The 18,694-nt window shown below is 45.7% G+C and carries 22 protein-coding genes and 4 pseudogenes; 13 read left to right on the top strand and 13 right to left on the bottom strand.

Features of this window, described 5'->3' with window-relative positions; translation table 11 throughout:
* Window positions 1-52: 52 nt before the first annotated feature.
* Genes A5N84_RS01535 through A5N84_RS01525 form a run of 4 tightly spaced genes read right to left on the bottom strand, consistent with a single transcriptional unit; the run spans window position 53 to window position 1,952 of the window.
* Complete coding sequence (locus A5N84_RS01535) at window positions 53-796, bottom strand: cell division protein ZipA C-terminal FtsZ-binding domain-containing protein (RefSeq protein ID WP_072281003.1); 744 nt, start codon at window positions 794-796, stop codon at window positions 53-55.
* Window positions 793-1,260: a YcgN family cysteine cluster protein gene (locus tag A5N84_RS01530; protein WP_072281027.1), complete on the bottom strand. Its 468-nt coding sequence runs from the start codon at window positions 1,258-1,260 to the stop codon at window positions 793-795. Before A5N84_RS01530 ends, A5N84_RS01535 begins: the two co-directional genes overlap by 4 nt.
* Window positions 1,261-1,287: 27 nt before the next feature.
* Window positions 1,288-1,470, bottom strand: a complete 183-nt coding sequence (locus A5N84_RS11285; RefSeq protein ID WP_233119820.1) for a c-type cytochrome — start codon at window positions 1,468-1,470, stop codon at window positions 1,288-1,290.
* On the bottom strand, window positions 1,455-1,952 hold the full coding sequence (locus A5N84_RS01525) for a c-type cytochrome (protein WP_233119819.1): 498 nt from the start codon (window positions 1,950-1,952) through the stop codon (window positions 1,455-1,457). Before A5N84_RS01525 ends, A5N84_RS11285 begins: the two co-directional genes overlap by 16 nt.
* A gap of 81 nt (window positions 1,953-2,033) precedes the next feature.
* On the opposite strand from A5N84_RS01525, the gene yihA reads away from it, so the two are divergent.
* From yihA to A5N84_RS11280, 3 genes are read left to right on the top strand one after another with little or no spacing between them, the layout of a single operon-like run.
* Window positions 2,034-2,657, top strand: a complete 624-nt coding sequence (yihA, locus tag A5N84_RS01520) for a ribosome biogenesis GTP-binding protein YihA/YsxC (RefSeq protein ID WP_072281002.1) — start codon at window positions 2,034-2,036, stop codon at window positions 2,655-2,657.
* A 3-nt stretch (window positions 2,658-2,660) separates the two neighbouring features.
* Window positions 2,661-3,188 (top strand): TSUP family transporter, encoded by a 528-nt coding sequence (locus tag A5N84_RS01515; RefSeq protein ID WP_233119818.1) that lies wholly within the window; start codon window positions 2,661-2,663, stop codon window positions 3,186-3,188.
* Window positions 3,154-3,414, top strand: coding sequence for a TSUP family transporter (locus A5N84_RS11280; protein ID WP_233119817.1), 261 nt, complete (start codon window positions 3,154-3,156; stop codon window positions 3,412-3,414). The genes A5N84_RS01515 and A5N84_RS11280 overlap by 35 nt, the downstream gene beginning before the upstream one ends.
* Before the next feature lie 3 nt (window positions 3,415-3,417).
* On the opposite strand, the pseudogene uvrA reads toward A5N84_RS11280, so the two are convergent.
* Window positions 3,418-6,236 (bottom strand): annotated as a pseudogene (uvrA, locus tag A5N84_RS01510) (excinuclease ABC subunit UvrA).
* Between the two features lie 139 nt (window positions 6,237-6,375).
* On the opposite strand from uvrA, the gene A5N84_RS01505 reads away from it, so the two are divergent.
* The 4 genes from A5N84_RS01505 to A5N84_RS01490 all read left to right on the top strand — a co-directional run bounded on the left by A5N84_RS01505 (window position 6,376) and on the right by A5N84_RS01490 (window position 8,820).
* The gene (locus A5N84_RS01505) at window positions 6,376-7,455 is read left to right on the top strand and encodes a 3-deoxy-7-phosphoheptulonate synthase (protein ID WP_072281001.1); all 1,080 of its coding nucleotides are present in this window, start codon (window positions 6,376-6,378) and stop codon (window positions 7,453-7,455) included.
* Complete coding sequence (rsmD, locus tag A5N84_RS01500; protein ID WP_072281000.1) at window positions 7,439-8,014, top strand: 16S rRNA (guanine(966)-N(2))-methyltransferase RsmD; 576 nt, start codon at window positions 7,439-7,441, stop codon at window positions 8,012-8,014. The genes A5N84_RS01505 and rsmD overlap by 17 nt, the downstream gene beginning before the upstream one ends.
* Complete coding sequence (coaD, locus tag A5N84_RS01495; protein WP_072280999.1) at window positions 8,007-8,507, top strand: pantetheine-phosphate adenylyltransferase; 501 nt, start codon at window positions 8,007-8,009, stop codon at window positions 8,505-8,507. Before rsmD ends, coaD begins: the two co-directional genes overlap by 8 nt.
* 64 nt (window positions 8,508-8,571) lie before the next feature.
* Complete coding sequence (locus tag A5N84_RS01490) at window positions 8,572-8,820, top strand: alanine-zipper protein (RefSeq protein WP_233119816.1); 249 nt, start codon at window positions 8,572-8,574, stop codon at window positions 8,818-8,820.
* A gap of 38 nt (window positions 8,821-8,858) precedes the next feature.
* Here A5N84_RS01490 and A5N84_RS12375 read toward each other — a convergent pair whose 3' ends face one another.
* On the bottom strand, window positions 8,859-8,987 hold the full coding sequence (locus A5N84_RS12375) for a hypothetical protein (protein WP_269844237.1): 129 nt from the start codon (window positions 8,985-8,987) through the stop codon (window positions 8,859-8,861).
* 27 nt (window positions 8,988-9,014) lie between these two features.
* On the opposite strand from A5N84_RS12375, the gene rpsP reads away from it, so the two are divergent.
* The 6 genes and pseudogenes from rpsP (at window position 9,015) to A5N84_RS01460 (ending at window position 12,452) form a co-directional block, all read left to right on the top strand.
* On the top strand, window positions 9,015-9,272 hold the full coding sequence (gene rpsP, locus A5N84_RS01485) for a 30S ribosomal protein S16 (RefSeq protein WP_072280998.1): 258 nt from the start codon (window positions 9,015-9,017) through the stop codon (window positions 9,270-9,272).
* Between the two features lie 64 nt (window positions 9,273-9,336).
* Window positions 9,337-9,885, top strand: a complete 549-nt coding sequence (rimM, locus tag A5N84_RS01480; RefSeq protein ID WP_072280997.1) for a ribosome maturation factor RimM — start codon at window positions 9,337-9,339, stop codon at window positions 9,883-9,885.
* 3 nt (window positions 9,886-9,888) lie between these two features.
* On the top strand, window positions 9,889-10,647 hold the full coding sequence (trmD, locus tag A5N84_RS01475) for a tRNA (guanosine(37)-N1)-methyltransferase TrmD (protein WP_072280996.1): 759 nt from the start codon (window positions 9,889-9,891) through the stop codon (window positions 10,645-10,647).
* Window positions 10,644-11,008 (top strand): annotated as a pseudogene (rplS, locus tag A5N84_RS01470) (50S ribosomal protein L19). The gene trmD and the pseudogene rplS overlap by 4 nt, the downstream one beginning before the upstream one ends.
* Before the next feature lie 10 nt (window positions 11,009-11,018).
* On the top strand, window positions 11,019-11,861 hold the full coding sequence (locus A5N84_RS01465) for a 3'(2'),5'-bisphosphate nucleotidase CysQ family protein (RefSeq protein WP_072280995.1): 843 nt from the start codon (window positions 11,019-11,021) through the stop codon (window positions 11,859-11,861).
* 24 nt (window positions 11,862-11,885) lie between these two features.
* Window positions 11,886-12,452 (top strand): acyl-CoA thioesterase, encoded by a 567-nt coding sequence (locus A5N84_RS01460; RefSeq protein WP_072280994.1) that lies wholly within the window; start codon window positions 11,886-11,888, stop codon window positions 12,450-12,452.
* Here the strand turns inward: A5N84_RS01460 and uhpT are convergent.
* The 7 genes and pseudogenes from uhpT to A5N84_RS01425 all read right to left on the bottom strand — a co-directional run.
* Window positions 12,442-13,458, bottom strand: a pseudogene (gene uhpT, locus A5N84_RS01455) (hexose-6-phosphate:phosphate antiporter); the annotation flags it as partial. The gene A5N84_RS01460 and the pseudogene uhpT overlap by 11 nt on opposite strands.
* Window positions 13,459-13,539: 81 nt before the next feature.
* Window positions 13,540-13,650, bottom strand: a complete 111-nt coding sequence (gene cydX / locus A5N84_RS01450) for a cytochrome bd-I oxidase subunit CydX (protein WP_072280992.1) — start codon at window positions 13,648-13,650, stop codon at window positions 13,540-13,542.
* A gap of 9 nt (window positions 13,651-13,659) precedes the next feature.
* Window positions 13,660-14,805 carry a cytochrome d ubiquinol oxidase subunit II gene (cydB, locus tag A5N84_RS01445; RefSeq protein WP_072280991.1) on the bottom strand — a complete coding sequence of 382 codons (1,146 nt, stop codon included), beginning with the start codon at window positions 14,803-14,805 and terminating at the stop codon, window positions 13,660-13,662.
* Between the two features lie 9 nt (window positions 14,806-14,814).
* Window positions 14,815-16,361, bottom strand: a pseudogene (locus A5N84_RS01440) (cytochrome ubiquinol oxidase subunit I).
* A gap of 61 nt (window positions 16,362-16,422) precedes the next feature.
* Complete coding sequence (gene dusA / locus A5N84_RS01435) at window positions 16,423-17,406, bottom strand: tRNA dihydrouridine(20/20a) synthase DusA (protein WP_072280990.1); 984 nt, start codon at window positions 17,404-17,406, stop codon at window positions 16,423-16,425.
* Complete coding sequence (locus A5N84_RS01430) at window positions 17,396-18,112, bottom strand: lysophospholipid acyltransferase family protein (protein ID WP_072280989.1); 717 nt, start codon at window positions 18,110-18,112, stop codon at window positions 17,396-17,398. Before A5N84_RS01430 ends, dusA begins: the two co-directional genes overlap by 11 nt.
* A 25-nt stretch (window positions 18,113-18,137) precedes the next feature.
* Window positions 18,138-18,692 (bottom strand): D-glycero-alpha-D-manno-heptose-1,7-bisphosphate 7-phosphatase, encoded by a 555-nt coding sequence (locus tag A5N84_RS01425; protein WP_072280988.1) that lies wholly within the window; start codon window positions 18,690-18,692, stop codon window positions 18,138-18,140.
* Between the last annotated feature and the right edge of the window lie 2 nt (window positions 18,693-18,694).

Raw genomic sequence — 18,694 nt, 5'->3', positions numbered from 1 at the left:
TTCATGAAAAATCAATCAACATTAAAGAAAAAAGACCAACACACCACAGCCATCAAGAAAAATTTACCTGCGCCAACCAAGCGTTATATTCCAACTCAAACCTAGCCACCTGCTCTTTATAACGCAACATATCACGCTCAGCCAAAGGACGTCGCCCCTCATCACATAACCGACCATCCACACTCTCAGCCATCTCCATCACCACCGCCAAAAAAGTCTCAAAAGATTTTTGCGCAGACTCTGCCAGAGGCAATTGCAACACACACAAAATCCCCTCACAATGCGCAAGCGTCGTCAAATCTTCAGGGAAAGTAATCGGCTTACGCACCTTCAACACACTAAAAAACACATCCTGATTATTTCCAGCAATCAACTCATAAACATCATGCGGGGAGCGCTTTAAGCCAAACGTTTTAAACAACTGTTGCAGTTGCTCTCCATTAAAAGTCTGCCCATACCTTGCCATAATCGTCAACGCCAGCGTCATCGTAGGCATCTGAGAGAACTCAGGCAAAGCTTTCCCCTCCTTACTCACCATCGCATTGAAAAAGCTAGGATTTAAGCGCAACGTCTTTTGCCTTGACTCGCCTAAAATTTGTTCATCATAAGAGTCTTCTTGCCAAAAAATTTGTGCATCTAAACGCTGACGTCCAGCTCGCTTTTTTCTTGAAGTATCCTGATGGTTTTTCAAATCCGCAAATAACCAGCGCAACAGCCGAAAAGCCAGCAACAATAACGCCACCACCAAAACATAGCCCAAAATACGCACCAAAAAAAGCATCATATCTTGGCTCATTCACATTCCCCCTCACCCAAAATATCTTCTAGTGAAAACAACAAATAATCATCAATAGCGTATCCATCACGCTCACTTAATGCAAAATGGCGCACACTGCGCCCGAACTGATGCACCCTATTTTTATCTCCGCACACCAAATAATGCCAAGACGGCAAGGATTTATTCTCACTGCGCAAACGATAGGCACAACTTAAAGGCAACCAACGAAAATCCTCACGCGAAATCTCACGCAAATTCAAACAATCTGCCACCTTCTGCGCTCGATTGGCATAATCTCCACAACAAGATTTTTTTATCTCCAATAATGCACACGCAACGCGCGAAAAATACACCTCGCCCGTATCAATATCTTCCATTTTATTCAAACAGCACAGCCCGCACCCATCGCATAGCGCTTCCCATTGCTGAGCGCTTAACGCATCAAGCGGCTGCGTATTCCACCACGCAACCGCTTTTTTCATCTCATCGTCCAATTCAAAGCCCGACAATTAATGCAATCCCTGCATATAATAAGCCACTGCTTCTATTTCTTTAGGCGTTAACTTCGAAGCAATATCACGCATCATTGCATTGGAGTCATTGCTACGCATAACCATCGCACTGGTATCAGTATCACTTGCCAACTCATCACTATTAGCCGCATTAGCAAAAGCGCTTAATTGCTTGCGCACATAAGGAACCTGCTGGGCGGATAAGGCTGGGAAAGCTGCTGGCTCAATTCCCATCCCGTTAGGCTATGACACGCCATACACGCTGGCACATCCTTCGCCATAATCCCACCACGATAAATCTGCTCACCAAGTTTTAACATTTCCTCAGGATTTTCTCCTGCACCTTGAGTGGCAGCAGGTGCAGGGACTTGAGCAGCAAAATAAGCAGCTAAATGCTCAATATCTTCATCCTCAATCGTCATCGCCTGCGCATTCATCACAGGGTCAACACGCGCTCCTGATTTAAAATCTCGCAATTGTTTTACCAAATATTTCTCTCCTTGCCCTGCAAGATTAGGCCAATCACCAGAGATACTCACACCCGTTGCACCATGGCAACCGCCACAAGCTAATGCCTTTTCTTTGCCAATTTCAGGATCTCCTGCCGCTAAACTCGTTAGCGAAACGCTCATTAATAATACCGTCACAATGCCTTTTTTCATGTCGTGCTCCACAAGGATACGTTGTAGTTTTTTCTGCTGCGATATACACTCTCGCATCATTTAAACGGATTTTACTATAAAATGATAAGCCCTTACCAGCAAGCTACCTTCGCTTTTTCTGTAAACACTTCCACACAACTGCCCAATGAGGCTGAAATTGAGGTCGCCTTTGTCGGGCGCTCAAATGCTGGAAAATCCAGCGCATTGAATGCGTTAACCAATCAAAAAGCGCTGGCGAGAGTCTCTAAAACTCCAGGACGAACCCAGTTAATCAATTATTTTAATTTGCCAAAACCCAATCACTATTTAGTCGATTTACCTGGTTATGGCTATGCCAGTGTTCCCACTCGCATTCGCGCTCATTGGCAAGATTTATTAGGCAACTATCTACTCACGCGCCAACCCTTGCAAGGTGTCGTATTAATTATGGACATTCGCCATCCTCTTAAAACGCTTGATATGCAAATGCTTGATTGTTGCCATGCGCGCGTATTACCCGTGCATATTTTGCTTACCAAAGCAGATAAGTTCAAGCGCGGCGCACAAGCTAAACAGTTGCTAAGCGTTGAAAAAGCGCTGACAGATTTCCCAGCGCCTGTAAGCGTACAAACTTTTTCCAGCCTAAAAAAACAAGGACTAGACCTTCTAACCGCGCGCCTTAATCAATGGTTTGATGTAAATAACAACACAAAAACACCAGATTAATCAATGCTATTACAAATTTTATTTCTCTTATTTTTAGTAGCGCTTAGCGCTGGTTTTATCGACACGCTTGCAGGTGGGGGTGGCATGCTTACCATTCCTGCTTTATTAATCAGCGGATTACCGCCTGAATCTGCTTTAGCCACCAATAAACTACAGGCAAGTTTTGGGACAGTATCTGCCAGTTGGTATTTCATCCGACGCGGACAATTAAATTGGCGCGCACTTTTACCTGCCATGATGCTCTGCGCTTTGGGGGCGATAAGTGGCACGCTGTTGGTGCATTATCTATCTAGCGCATGGCTAGAAAAAATCATTCCACTTTTATTAATGAGTGTTGCTTTATTATTTATCCGCTTACCTAAATTAGGTGAGGTAGAACACAAAGCACGCTTATCACTGCTTTTCTTCTCTGCATGCATTGCTTTACCCATTGGATTTTATGATGGTTTTCTAGGGCCGGGAACAGGGAGTTTTTTTCTTTTTAGCACTCATCACCTTGCGCGGTCTAACTCTACAACAAGCAACCATTGAGGCCAAAGCTTTTAATGCCATTACCAACCTGACGTCGTTAGCGATTTTTTCTTTGACAGGCAATATTGTTTGGCAAGTTGGATTAACGATGGCGATAGGGCAACTTATTGGCGCACGCCTTGCCTCAGGATTAATTATGCGCCAAGGCAATCGACTTATCCGCCCTATTGTGGTGAGCATGTCGATTGTGATGAGCGCCATTCTTGCTTATAAATATTGGTTTTAGCGCCTAGGTCTTTGCGCGCAATAACGGTGCTAGATATTTGGCGGTAAAGCTTTTTTTAATTTTAACCACATCCTCAGGCTTGCCCGTGGCGATAATCTCCCCCCCACCACTACCGCCCTCTGGCCCTAAGTCTACAATCCAATCAGCGGTTTTAATCACATCTAAATTATGCTCAATAACCACAATCGTATTGCCATGGTCGCGCAAACGATGCAACACCGCCAGCAATTGTTTGACATCATGAAAATGCAAACCCGTTGTTGGCTCATCTAAAATATACAACGTTCGCCCTGTATCGCGTTTAGATAATTCTTTGGATAATTTAATCCGTTGCGCCTCACCACCAGAAAGCGTTAGCGCATTTTGCCCCAAACGAATATAACTCAACCCCACATCCAATAGCGTCTGTAATTTTCGCGATAATGCAGGAATATTAGTAAAAAACTCATACGCCTCAGCAACACTCATCTCCAATACCTGATGAATATTTTTACCTTTGTAGGTAATATCTAACGTCTCGCGATTATAACGTTTACCCTCACACACATCACAAGCAACAAATATATCGGGCAGAAAGTGCATTTCAACTTTCGTTACCCCATCTCCCTGACACGCCTCACACCGCCCACCTTTAACATTAAAAGAAAACCGCCCAGCTTTATAGCCGCGCGCGCGTGCTTCCTGCGTATCAGCAAACAGCTCACGAATGCCCGTAAAAATCCCAGTATAAGTCGCAGGATTAGAGCGCGGTGTGCGTCCAATTGGGCTTTGGTCAATATTGACCACCTTATCAAAATACTCCATCCCACTCACACTCTCATAAGGCGCAGGGTCAACTTTAGAACGATTAATCGTTTTAGCAGCCACTTTATGAAACGTCTCATTAATCAACGTTGATTTCCCTGACCCAGATACACCCGTTACACAAGTAAACACACCAACTGGCAAAGCAAAATCTACCGCTTTTAAATTATTACCCCGCGCACCTTTAAGATGCACCCATTGATTTTCCCTCGCTTCAATACGTTTTTCAGGTACTGCAATGTATTGCTCACCGCGCAAATATTTCCCTGTTAGGGATTGTGGCGCTTGTTCGATTTGTTTAGGCGTACCTTGTGCCATCACCTCACCGCCCAACGCTCCTGCTCCTGGCCCCATATCCACCACATAATCTGCTGCCCGAATGGCATCCTCATCATGCTCAACCACAATCACCGTATTGCCCAAATCACGCAACCGCACCAACGCCTCTAATAAACGGTCATTATCGCGCTGATGCAAACCAATAGACGGCTCATCTAATACATACATCACCCCAACCAACCCCGCGCCAATTTGCGAAGCCAACCGAATGCGTTGCGCCTCTCCACCAGAAAGCGTCTCCGCGCTACGTGATAAAGTTAAATAATTTAGCCCCACCTTCACCAAAAACCCCAAACGCTCCCGAATTTCTAACAAAATTTTCTCAGCAATTTTGCCTCTTGCGCCTGAAAGGCTTAAATCCTGCACCCAATCACGCGCTTGCGCAATGGATAACTCACTAATATCAGGCAAAGTTTTATCTTCAATAAACACATGGCGCGCCGCCTCATTTAAACGCTCCCCCCACACGTCGGACATTGACGATTATTTAAATACTGACTAATTTCATCACGCACATGCGCCTTATCCGTTTCACGATAGCGACGATTCATCGTATTAATAATGCCTTCATAAGGCACCTTACGTGCTTTCATTCCCCGCCCAGCAGGCATTGCAATCGCCTCATTTTTCGAGCCATACAACACAATTTCCTGAAAGCGTGGCGCTAATTGTTCAAAAGGCGTTTCCTCAATATCAAAATCATAATGGCGTGCCAGCGCCTGCATTTGCGGATAAAAATAAGGCGTTCGTCTATCCCAACCCCGAATTGCCCCCCCTGCAATACTCAAATACGGTTGAACCACCAATTTAGGGTCAATAAACACATTCACCCCCAACCCATCACAATCTGGACAAGCCCCATGCGGATTATTAAAAGAAAACAAACGTGGCTCTAATTCTTTCAAAGAATACCCACACTTAGGGCAAGCATAATTTGCAGAAAACGTCTCCACCGCCTGCAAATCATCCATCGCCACCAACTCCACCAACCCATTAGAAAGAGACAACACCGTTTCAATAGATTCCGCCAAACGCTGCTCAATCCCCTCGCGCACCACAAAACGGTCAACCACCACCCCAATCGTATGGTTACGCTTTCCATCAATCTCAGGTAACTCATCTAATTCATACATCGCGCCATCAATCAACACCCGCACAAACCCCTGTTGACGCATATCCGACAACAACTTCTCATGCTGCCCCTTGCGCCCCTGCACCAAAGGCGCCACCAACAACTGCCTACTCCCCTCAGGCAATGCCATAATGGCATCAACCATCTGTGAAATCGTCTGCGCATTTAACTCTACGCCATGGCGCGGACAACGTGGCACACCTGCACGCGCAAACAACAGACGCAAATAATCATGAATTTCTGTAATCGTCCCCACCGTTGAGCGTGGATTATGGTTGGTTGATTTTTGTTCAATAGAAATAGTTGGTGATAATCCCTCAATATGGTCAACATCAGGTTTATCCATCATCGCCAAAAACTGGCGCGCATAAGAGGAAAGCGACTCCATATAACGGCGTTGCCCCTCAGCAAAAATCGTATCAAACGCCAAAGACGACTTCCCCGAACCCGATAATCCCGTAATCACAATTAACTCATTGCGTGGCAACACCAAATCCACTTCTTTTAAATTATGCGTCCGCGCGCCACGAATTGTAATCTTATCCATATCACCCACCTTTTTTGCAAGTCGCGCATTGTATCGCAAACCCCCAAATACCACCATTAACCCCAAACCACATTGCAACGCTTGCAATTATGCTAAAAAACCCTAGACTAACCCCCTTTTTTAAGACTCTACGCAAATTATGTCCGAACAAATCACCCCCCTTTTACACAACCTCAACATCAGCATGCAAACCCGACTCCTCTCCCCGCGAGAACTCGCAGAAGAATACCCCGTGAGCAATCAAGCAACACAAACCATCCTAAACGCGCGCCAAACTGTTCGTGATATTTTAGACCGCAAAGACAAACGCAAAATCCTCATCCTTGGTCCTTGCTCTATTCACGACACCACAGCCGCCATTGAGTATGCCCAACGTCTAAAAAAACTTGCCGACCAAGTTGCTGAGACCTTCTACATTATCATGCGCGTTTACTTTGAAAAACCCCGCACCACCGTCGGCTGGAAAGGACTAATTAACGACCCAGACCTTAATGACACTTTCGATATCGCTAAAGGACTACGCATCGCGCGCAAACTCATGATTGATATCAATGAACTCGGACTCCCCATCGGCACCGAAGCACTCGACCCCATCTCCCCACAATACATTGGCGATTTAGTCAGTTGGACCGCCATCGGCGCGCGCACCGCCGAATCCCAAACCCATCGCGAAATGTCTAGCGGACTATCTACCGCTGTTGGCTTTAAAAATGGCACCGACGGCTCATTAGCCGTTGCCATTAACGCCATAGAATCCGCAGCTAACGCGCACAGCTTCCTTGGCATCGACAGCGACGGACGCATCGCCATCACCAGAAGCCGTGGCAATCCCTATGGGCATGTTGTACTTAGGGGTGGTAATCAAGGTCCTAACTACGACAGCGTCAACGTAACCCTCTGCGCCCAAGAGCTCAAAAACAAAAACCTCCCCGCCAACCTCATCATTGATTGCTCACACGCCAACTCCAGCAAAGACCCTCAACGCCAACCGCTCGTCTTTCAAAATGTTATCCAACAAATCGCTGATGGCAATGAATACATCATAGGCGCTATGCTTGAAAGCCATCTCAATGCAGGCAATCAAAACTTAGGGACAAACCTTGACGAACTCCGCTATGGCGTCTCAATCACTGATGGTTGTATTGATTGGCAAACCACCGAAAACCTCCTCCTAGAATCCCACAAAACCCTACAAAAAAGCCATGAAAAATCTAGCTAAACAAACTCATAAAGTTCGCATCATCGCTGGTAACCATAAAGGACGTCGCATTGACATCCTCGAGCGCCCTGGGTTGCGCCCAAGTCCTGACCGCGTCCGCGAAACACTTTTTAACTGGCTACAATTTCTCCTATCAGGTGCACATATCCTTGATGCCTTTGCAGGCAGTGGCGTTATGGGATTAGAAGCGCTTTCACGTGGCGCCAGTAGCGCCATCTTTTTTGAAAAAGACCCACAAATTGCCCAACAAATCAGTCAAACCTTAACCCAATGGCGCGAAAACCATGCCAGCGTCAAAATTGGCGATGCATTAAGCTTTAGCGCAAACCGTAACCCCTTTGACCTTATTTTTATTGACCCTCCATTTATGGACAATCTTCATCAACAAGCACTGGATAAATTTAGTCAATCTATATGGCTTAAAGATAACGGGCTCCTTTATATTGAAACCCCCTTTGCTCTAACCGAACTCACCCTCCCGCCTAATACTCACTGGCACAAACAAAGCAAAGCAGGGCGTCTACATTTTGGACTAATCAAAAGAGATGCTCATGCCTAAGCGCATTGCTGTTTATCCCGGCACTTTTGACCCCTTTACTCTAGGACATCAACACATCCTCCAACGCGCCACTCTACTGTGCGACAAACTGTATATCCTCATTGCACAAGGGCATCATAAAAACACCCTATTTAGCCTAGAAGAGCGCCAGCATATGATTCAAACAACGCTCAACACCCTAAATATCCCCATCACCGTACAAACCCTTCCTTTTTCTGGACTACTTATCCACACCTGCCAAAACCTCAATGCCAAATTCATCATCCGCGGCATTAGAAACGCCACAGACATTGAACACGAACATCAACTCGCCGCCATCAATCGTCAACTTGACCCCAGTATAGAAACCATCCATCTTATTAGTCACGACAATCTCGCTTTTATTTCTTCTACCATCGTTAAAGAAGTCGCCAAACTAGGTGGTGATATCAGCTCTTTTGTTCCCCAAGAAATTAAAAAAACGTTACTTCATAAAATTTGTCAAAATTATTAATTTTTGTGTATAGTATGGGCGTCTTATAGACGTCCCATAAATGTTTATTTCTTAGGAGTAAAAAATGACAAAAGTAATGAAAATCGCAGCAATCTCATTAGCAGCAGTAATGTTCGCTGGTTGTGCAAAACAAGACAAAACGCACGTAGCGAATGCAGCAGTTGATACTGATGTAAACAGCTTACGCACTGCTATCGAAGAAACTCGTGCAGCAGCACTCCAAGCTAACGACAACGCATTAGCAGCGCGTCAATTAGCTGAGCAAAACGCTGAAAAAATCAACCGCGTTTTCCGTAAATCACAATTAAAATAATCTTTTTTAGATTGTTTTGTTTAAAAAGCGGATGGTTATCATCCGCTTTTTTTATTGCTCATGATTTTTATCCAGCCCCCAACTTTACCTCTTAAGTTCAAAATCAAAATATTTTTACGCTTTTTTCTTTCTTTTTTCTCCAAAATCCGTACAATGCCCACTCTCATTTCAACTCAATATTTTAAGGAATTACAATGTTAGCAATCCGACTTTCACGTGGTGGCTCTAAAAAACGCCCTTTTTACCACATTGTTGCAACTGACAGCCGTAATGCTCGTGATGGCAAATTTATCGAGCGTTTAGGTTTTTTTAACCCCATTGCTAAAGGTCAAGAAGAAGAATTACGCATTGACCTTGAGCGCTACGATTATTGGGTTAGTCAAGGTGGGCAATCTAGCGAGCGCGTAAAAAGCCTAGTCAAACAATATAAAAAAGCCAACCAAGGCGAATAATTTTAGCCAACTTTAAAATTAATAGCGGTGCTTTGTTCACCGCTATTTTTATGGTCAACTCCTTATGAATACTGCAAATAATCATATTCTATTAGGCGCTATTATCGGTCTACATGGTGTGCGCGGTTGGGTCAAGCTTTATTCACAGTGTCGCCCTAAAGAAAATATTTTTAACTACAAAGAATTTATCGCGATTCATCCAGAAACTCTTCATAGCCAAACACTCAAATTAAGCGCAGGCAAAGAACAAGGTAAAGGACTAATTGCCCAATTTACTGAGATTAATACCCGCGATCAAGCTGCCTCACTTTTGCAATACAATCTCTATATTGATAGAGCTCACTTGCCCAAAGCGCAAAAAGACGATTATTACTGGCATGATTTGATTGGTCTACAAGTCTTTAATCTCCAAAATGAACATCTCGGCAGTGTTCATTCTCTTTTTGAAACTGGCGCAAATGATGTCTTAGTAGTCAAACCTATAAATAAAAACAGTACTGATATTCTTATTCCTTTTGTAAAACAGCACTATATCTATGACATCATTCTGCCTAGCGACCAACAAAACGGGCATATCATTGTTGATTGGGACAGCCAATGGTTAGAAGATTAGCGCATGAACATTCACATCATCTCTATTTTTCCTCAACTTCTGGCTCATTGGTTTAGTCAAGGTGTGATCAGTCGCGCACTCAGCCAAACAACTCTTGCCAAACTTCACTACTGGAATCCGCGCAATTATAGTCACGACAAACACCAGCGTATTGACGACCGCCCTTTTGGCGGTGGACCTGGAATGGTGATGCAATATCAACCCCTAGCAGATACTGCCAAAGCCATTAACACCCAAGCCACAGAAAAACCTTTCCACATCGCACTTAGCCCACAAGGTGAAATGTTTAATCAACAACTTGCCAACCAACTTGCTGAAAAACCAGCACTGGCATTTTGGTGTGGACGCTATGAAGGCATTGACCAACGCTTTTTAGACCAACATATTGATTTAGAGGTATCCATTGGCGATTTTGTATTATCTGGTGGTGAAATTGCAGCTGCCATTATGATTGACAGCATTTTAAGACTCATCCCTGGAATATTAGGCGATGAACAATCATTCCAACAAGACTCCTTCCAGCAAAAATTATTAGACCACCCCCACTATACAAGACCCCAAAACATTGGTAGAATCCGCACCCCTAGCGTTTTGCTTAGTGGCAATCATGCAGCAATCACACGTTGGCGGTTGCAACAATCCCTAGGTAGAACGTTTTTGTTACGTCCTGATTTGTTGGATAATCTAATACTTACCGACGAACAACAGACCTTATTAAACGAATTTTTAGCACAACAAACATTTTCTGGAGAGCCGTCATGAGCAACATCATCGACACCTTAGAGCAAGAACAATTTAAAACCGACCTACCCGATTTTAACCCTGGTGATACTCTCAACGTGCAAGTGCGCGTACGTGAAGGCAACCGCACTCGTTTACAGGCATTTGAAGGCGTATGCATCGCCATCCGTAATCGTGGTATTGGCTCTTCATTTACTGTGCGTAAAATCTCACACGGTGAAGGGGTTGAGCGCGTATTTCAAACCCACAGCCACTAGTTGAGTCTATCAGCGTTAAGCGTCGTGGTGATGTTCGTCGCGCCAAATTATATTACCTACGCAATCTTGAAGGTAAAGCTGCTCGTATTAAAGAAAAACTCACCAGCAAAAAGAAAGAAGCTTAAGGCAATTTCTATGCTCAATGCTGAGCATCTTGAGCTAAGCCAGCAATTAGCCGTATTGTGTTATCAAACCAGTACGGCTATTTTGCGATACTATGGCAACCAATCTGCACTCAATACACAAAATAAAAGTAATAACACGCCACTTACGAATGCCGACTTAACCGCGCATGAACTATTAGCACAAGGTTTGCCCAAAATTTTAAATCTTCCCTTTGTAAGCGAAGAATCCAGCGAAAATGAACAACAGCAACAATATGATGATTATTGGCTAGTTGACCCTATCGATGGCACTAGAGATTTTATCGAACAAAGTGGACAATTTTGTATCGCCATCGCGCGCATTACACAAAATCGCCCTACTTTAGGGTTTATTTATGCCCCCATTAACAACCGCCTGTGGTTTGCTAGCCAAGGCTACGGCGCTCATACTGGCATTTATCAGCCTAATCATAGACTTACCTTAAAACCCATTTATAGCCAAACTGAAATCCAGAAACCGCGTATTATTACCGCACGCCCTGGAGGCTCTAAAAAATTCAAACAATTCTTATCCCAAGTTGGTCATTACGAACGCGTTTATTCAGGAAGTGCGTTAAAATTTTGCGCTATTGCCGAAGGCAAAGCCGAGCTTTATCCTAAATTATCCGCCAACACCAGCCAATGGGATATTGCCGCAGGTGAGTTAATCCTCAGTGAAGCTGGAGGAGCGCTTTATACTTTAAATAGTGAGCCTTTTTACTATGGCGGCGCATACCCACTTCTCAATACCGCATTTATCGCTCATGCAGCAGGCATTAGTGATACTCAATTGCAAAGTTATCGCCCTTTTTTACAACCCAATTATTTAGTTTAATTCTTTAAACTCTACAGGATATCCATGCACGAATTTAAAAGCCCGCGCGATAGCGAAATCAACATGACTCTTCTCATGCAACCCTCCAATGCAAACTTTTCTGGCAATATTCATGGCGGATATCTTCTGTCTTTGATGGATCAAGCCGCTTATGCTTGTGCCAGCAAACACGCTCAAGCCTATTGCGTTACCGCTTCTGTCAATACCGTAAATTTTCGCACCCCTATTCACGTTGGAGACCTCATCACCATCAAAGCACGCATTAACTTTACTGGCAGAACCTCCATGGTTGTTGGCATGCGCGTTGAAGCGGAAAACCTAATTCAAGGAACCGTCCGCCATAGCAACTCCAGCTATTTCACCATGATTGCCAAAGATAAAAATGGTCAAAGCATCACCGTTCCCAAACTCAAATTAGAAACCAAAGATGATATCCGACGTTTTGTGCGCTCCTATGAAAGACGGGAAGACCAAATCAGCCGTATAAAGCGCTTTAATGAACGGCAATTTATTTTAGATCAAGAAACCAAACAGTGGCTTACTGAGCAAAACGTTATTATTGACCCTGAACTATTTTCGCCAAAACATTAATGGTAACCCTAAAACAACTCACTTTAATGCAAAAACGTCGACCATTAAGCAAATCAGAAATATAGCCCCAGCTTAGACTGGCTAAAATCACACCAACCTCAAACCAAAAAATCGTACCAACCGCAGCCTCCTTACTAAAACCCAACATCTCTGAGACATACAACGGCGCCCAGTTATCCACACCAATGCGCACAATATAGACAAAAATATTAGCCACACACAGCATCCAAATCCATGGATTACGCAATACAAACTTCTTAAACGCCATCCACATTGGCATCTGCTCTGCCTGAGTATTTTCTGCCTCAACTTGCTCGCCAAAAATCTCCTCACTGCGATTCCAGCCTAACTCTTCAGGGTCATCCTTACCAATAAACAAAGTAATCACCCCAATAATCAACGCAATCACCGCTGGAAAAATAAACATGCCATAAACATTGCCAGCAAAAAACACATTCGCGCCCCAAAGCGCCAAGAAACCAGCAATTGCCCCACCAATATTGTGCGACATATTCCAAAATCCTAAATATTTACCGCGCTTAGTGCGTGGCGTCCAACGCGTAATCGTTGAATAAGCCGCTGGCCCACCTGCTGCCTGAAAAACCCCGTTTAATCCCCAAAGCACCACCATCACACCCACCACAGAGCCAAAACTTGCCAACAAAAAGCCCATCACCATCACAATAACAGACGATAAAATCAACATCCATGACAATGATTTTTTCGTATTTTTATCACTAATATAATAGCCTACGATTGTTTTCCCTAAGCCATAAGTAATACTAAACGCCAAACCAATATACCCAAGCTGAATGGTTGTTATCCCCAACTGCTCTTTCATCATAGGTTGAGCTGCTTTAAAGTTATTGCGTATTAAATAAATACACATATATGTTATAAACACCACAAAAAACGCCTTCAAAAACTGCATTAGCCACATACGGCGTTGTTCAGAAATAGGGATTCCTTTATTAGGAATTTTATGCAGAGTTAACAAACCAAACATAGCAAGCTCCTATAATAAAATTTACAAAATTTAACCTTCAGAAAACTTGTTCTACGCCTTTTATATACAAAATAGACTTTTTTAATCTTCTAATTTTTTATCCCTATCCTGTTCAAACTCCCCCCATAATGCATTTAAAATTGACACACACACAGCAAATCCAACTCCTAATATCCACGTGAAATACCACATTTTGCGCTCCTAATAATGCGACTGACTATTTTCTTTTAAAAATTCCGCCGTAACCTTGCCACGCATCACCGCATACGCCCAACTTGTATACATCACCACAATAGGCAACAGCACCACCACCACAAATAGCATCACCAACAAAGTCAGACGGCTAGAAGTTGCATCCCAAAGCGTCAAACTAGAACGCAAGTCTGAAGACGATGGCAAAATAAATGGGAACATTGACACCCCAGCCGTAACAATCACTCCTAAAAGTCCCACGGAAGAGGCGACAAACGCCGACAACGACCGCCGAAAAAATACTAACAATCCAGCCAATACAAATCCCACATACGCTAATACAGGTGCCAGCACCATCCAAGGATAGCGCTGATAATTTTCAAGCCACGCACCTGCCTCCTTAACCACTGATTTAACCAAAGGATTTGCCATAGCTTGAGGAGAAAGAGAACCCTGCACAACCACATAACCTTCTATTGTTGCAACCCATAGCCCTGCTATAGAAAACAATCCCAGTGTCAGCACCGTACATCCTAGCGCCCACCAACGCGCCCGCTGATAAATCACATCCACCGTACGATGCATTAAATACACCGCGCCTTGCAAAGTAATCATCGCCACAGACACCGCCCCACACAGCAAGGCAAATGGATTAAGCAACGCCCAAAAGCTGCCCGTATAAAAAGAGCGCAACGTACTATCAAAATGAAACGGCACCCCCAACAGCAAATTGCCAAATGCCACACCAAAAATCAGTGGCGGCACAAACGACCCCACAAACAGCCCCCAATCCCATGCAAAGCGCCAACGCGGTGCGGTAAGTAAATTACGGTATTTAAACCCCACAGGACGTAAAAACAACGCCCACAAAACGGCCATCATCACCCAATAAAATCCTGAAAATGCTGTTGCATACACTAGTGGCCACGCTGCAAATACCGCGCCACCTGCGCTAATAAACCAAACCTGATTTCCTTCCCAATGTGCTCCTACCGTCGCAATCACCAAACGCCGCTGCTCATCATTTTTAGCCACAAACGGCAACAACGTCCCCACCCCCATATCATGCCCATCCATAATCGCAAAGCCCACCAACAAAAGCCCCACAATCCCCCACCAAATCACCTTAAGCGTTGCAAAATCCAACCATTCCATAATCTCTCCTTAATGCGCCTTCGCCTCATTATCATAACGCCCTGTTCCCAAACTCCCTGGCCCCTGACGCACAAAGCGCACCATTAAATACATCTCAATGACCAACAAAATCGTATAAAACGCCACAAACCCAGCAATTGAGCCATACAGTGAAGCCTTTGATAAAGAAGACGCTGACAACCCAGTTGGCAACACCCCATAAATCGTCCACGGTTGCCGCCCATATTCTGCGACAAACCAACCCACCTCCACTGCAATCCACGGCATCGGCAACGCCCAAAATGCCAAACGCAGCAACCAGCGCTTATGCGCAAAATTCCCCTTTAACGAAAACCACATCGCCAAAGAAAAAATCACCAACATCCCAAGCCCCATTGCCACCATAATGCGAAACGCCCAAAACATCGGCAACACTTTAGGAAAACTCGCGCGCGCCGCCTGAGCAATCTCTTCAGGTGTTGCATTAGCAACCTCATCGACATAAAGCGATAACAACAATCCAAACCCCAAATGCGCCTTATCCTGCTCAAATGCCGCCAAAGCCGCCTCATCCTCAGGGTTTTCACGCAATGCCCGTAACGCCGTTAAAGCGCGCGCTCCTTTTACCATCTGCCTAGCGTTATCCGCCATAATATCCACAATCCCTGGGATTTTCTCCGTCAAAGAGCGCGTCCCGATTAATCCCATAACCCAAGGAATCTGAATAACAAAATCATTTTTCATCTCCGCTTCATTAGGAATTGCAAATAAATTAAAAGACGCAGGCGCAGGCTCTGTGTGCCACATCGACTCCATCGCCGCTAATTTTGTTTGTTGCGCCTTCCCAATCGTATAGCCCGACTCATCCCCCAAAACAATCACCGAACACACCGACGCCAACCCAAATGCCGCCGTAATACGAAAACTTTTTTTCGCAAACGCCACATTGCGCCCACGCAACAAATACCAACTCGACACCGACAACACAAACATCGCCGCTGTTGTATAACCTGCAGACACCGTATGCACAAATTTATTTTGCGCATCAGCATTAAAAACCACCGCCCAAAAATCCGTCAACTCCATCCGCATCGTCTGCACATTAAATTCCGCCCCCACAGGCTTTGCATCCAAGCATTACCAATTAAAATCCACAGCGCGGACAAATTCGTCCCCAGCGCCATAAAAATCGTTACCAACAAATGCTGACGACGCGACAACCTATCCCAACCAAAGAAAAATAATCCCACCAACGTCGATTCTAAGAAAAACGCCATCAGCCCCTCAATTGCCAACGGCGCCCCAAACACATCGCCCACATAATGCGAGTAATACGCCCAATTCGTGCCAAACTGAAATTCCATCGTAATACCAGTAGTCACCCCAAGAGCGAAATTAATACCAAACAACTTCCCCCAAAACTGCGTCATATCCTTATACACCACCCGATTGGTCATCACATACACCGACTCCATAATCACCAAAATCCACACCATGCCAATCGTTAGCGGTACAAATAAAAAGTGATACAACGCCGTAATAGCAAACTGCAAACGCGAAAGCTCAATCAAATCCATCCCAACCTCCCAAAAAATCACCCATCAACCCATTCAATAGAACAACACAGCCAAAACCGCGTCAAACACCTTTCCAACGCACCAAAGACACCGCCTCCTGCAAAAGCGCCAACCCCGCATCTGCCTCACGCGAGCGCTCACTCAACAGCCGACGAAAACGACGCGCTCCCACGCGCCCCTGAAACAGTCCCAACAAATGCCGCGTGAACCAATGAAATGGCACCCCTCGCGCCAACTCGCGCGCCATCACCTTCTCAATGCGCTCAAGTACTTGCTCAAGCGACACCAAAGGCGCACCAAACAGCGCATCCACCTCCAACAACAACTCAGGATTTTGATAAGCCGCTCTACCTACCATCACACCATCGACCGCCTGCAAATGCTCACGCACCGCCGCCATCGCCGTTATCCCACCATTAATCACAAACACCAACTCAGGAAAGCGCCTTTTTAATTCATAGACCAAATCATAATTAAGCGGCGGCACCTCCCGATTTTGTTTAGGATTCAACCCAGCAAGCCACGCCTTGCGCGCATGCACAATAAACACCCGACAGCGACTCCCATTTGCCAGCGTCTCAACAAAACGCAACACCTCAGACTCATCTTGCTCATCAATGGCCAAACGGTGTTTAACCGTTACCACCGCATCGCTTGTCTCCTGCATAGCCTGCAAACAGCGCGCCACCAAAGGCGCATCCGCCATCAAACACGCCCCAATAGCATTATTTTGCACCCTATCACTAGGACAACCCACATTTAAATTAATCTCATCATAGCCATAGGCATTAGCCAACTCACAAGCCCGCGCCAACTCCGAAACATTACCCCCGCCCAATTGCAACGCCACAGGATGCTCATCTGCTCGATAGCTCAAATGCCGTGCCGCATCGCCATAAAGCACCGCCCCCGTCGTTACCATCTCCGTATACAATCGCGCATAAGCGCTAAATTGCCGATGCAACAGCCGACATTCCGACGTTGTCCAATCCAACATCGGCGCCACACAAAACCGCCACGCCTGCGCATCAAAATTAACCGCCATTTCTCCCCTCCCCACGGCGCCTGTTCTCCTGCGCCACCAACTGCTCACGCTTATCCGCCACCCACGCCTGCGCGCGCTCATTAATCTCTACAGCGGATAGCCCTTCTACCGCAATCGGCGCACCAATACACACCTGCACCGTCCCCGAACACATCAGCCCTTTTTTAGGCCAAAACTGCCCAGCATTATGCGCAATAGGAATCACACGCACCCCCAACTGATGCGCCAAACGCGACGCGCCTGCCTTAAACGGTTGTGGATTATCCACCGCACTGCGCGTCCCCTCGGGATACATCACCACCCAAAACCCATCTGCCAACCGTGCGCGCCCCTCCACAATCACCTTTTCCATTGCCTGACGGCGTTGCTTACGGTCAATTGCAATTGGGCGCAATAACGCCATCGCCCACCCAAAAATCGGCAACTGCAACAATTCTTTTTTAAGCACCCAAACCTGATTACGCACCAACAAAGGCAAAAACATCGTCTCCCATGTTGATTGATGATTTGCCACAATCACCGCAGGCGCGCCCTGCAAATGCTCAAGCCCATGCACCTGCCATCGAATCCCACAAACCCAGCGCGCCAACCAAATCGTCGTATCGCCCCAACCCGTTGCAATACGATGACGCCAACGATACGGCAACACCACCATCATAATAATCAACACCGACCACAACACCGTCGCCCCCCCCCCACAATCCATAAAACAACCCCCGTGCGCAACCGCCTCATACCCATTGCCTTACCGCCTCCTCCAAATTAGGAAAAACCCACACATCGTCTAAAAACCGTCGATATTTATGCGCCGTGCGCGCGCCATTGCCTGTTTTAACCAACACAGGCACAGCCCCTGCCGCACGTGCTGCCTGCACATCCACCCAGTTATCCCCCACAAACGGCACCCCAGCCAAAGAACAGCCAAAATAGCGCCCTTGATCCAACAACATCCCAGCATTTGGCTTACGATAAAAATCATTTTCATCAACTGATGCACAATAGACAATCCGCTCAATCGCCCCACCAAACCCCGCCACCCCACGCAACAACTTCTCATGAATTTGCGCCAACATCGCTTCCTCTAAAAGCCCCAGCGCCACCGCACCCTGATTGGTACACACCCCCACCCGAACCCCTGCCTGCGACAATCGCGCAATCGCGCGCAAAGCATTAGACAACAAACGCAAATCATCCAAACGCACCACCCAGCGATGGATATCCTCATTAATCACCCCATCACGGTCTAACAACACCAACCCACGCGATAAATCCACCGCTTGGCGCATCA

The organism is Rappaport israeli, assembly GCF_001888055.1.
Lineage (GTDB): Bacteria > Pseudomonadota > Gammaproteobacteria > Cardiobacteriales > Cardiobacteriaceae > Rappaport > Rappaport israeli.
This window is presented reverse-complemented; position numbering and strand designations above follow the sequence as displayed.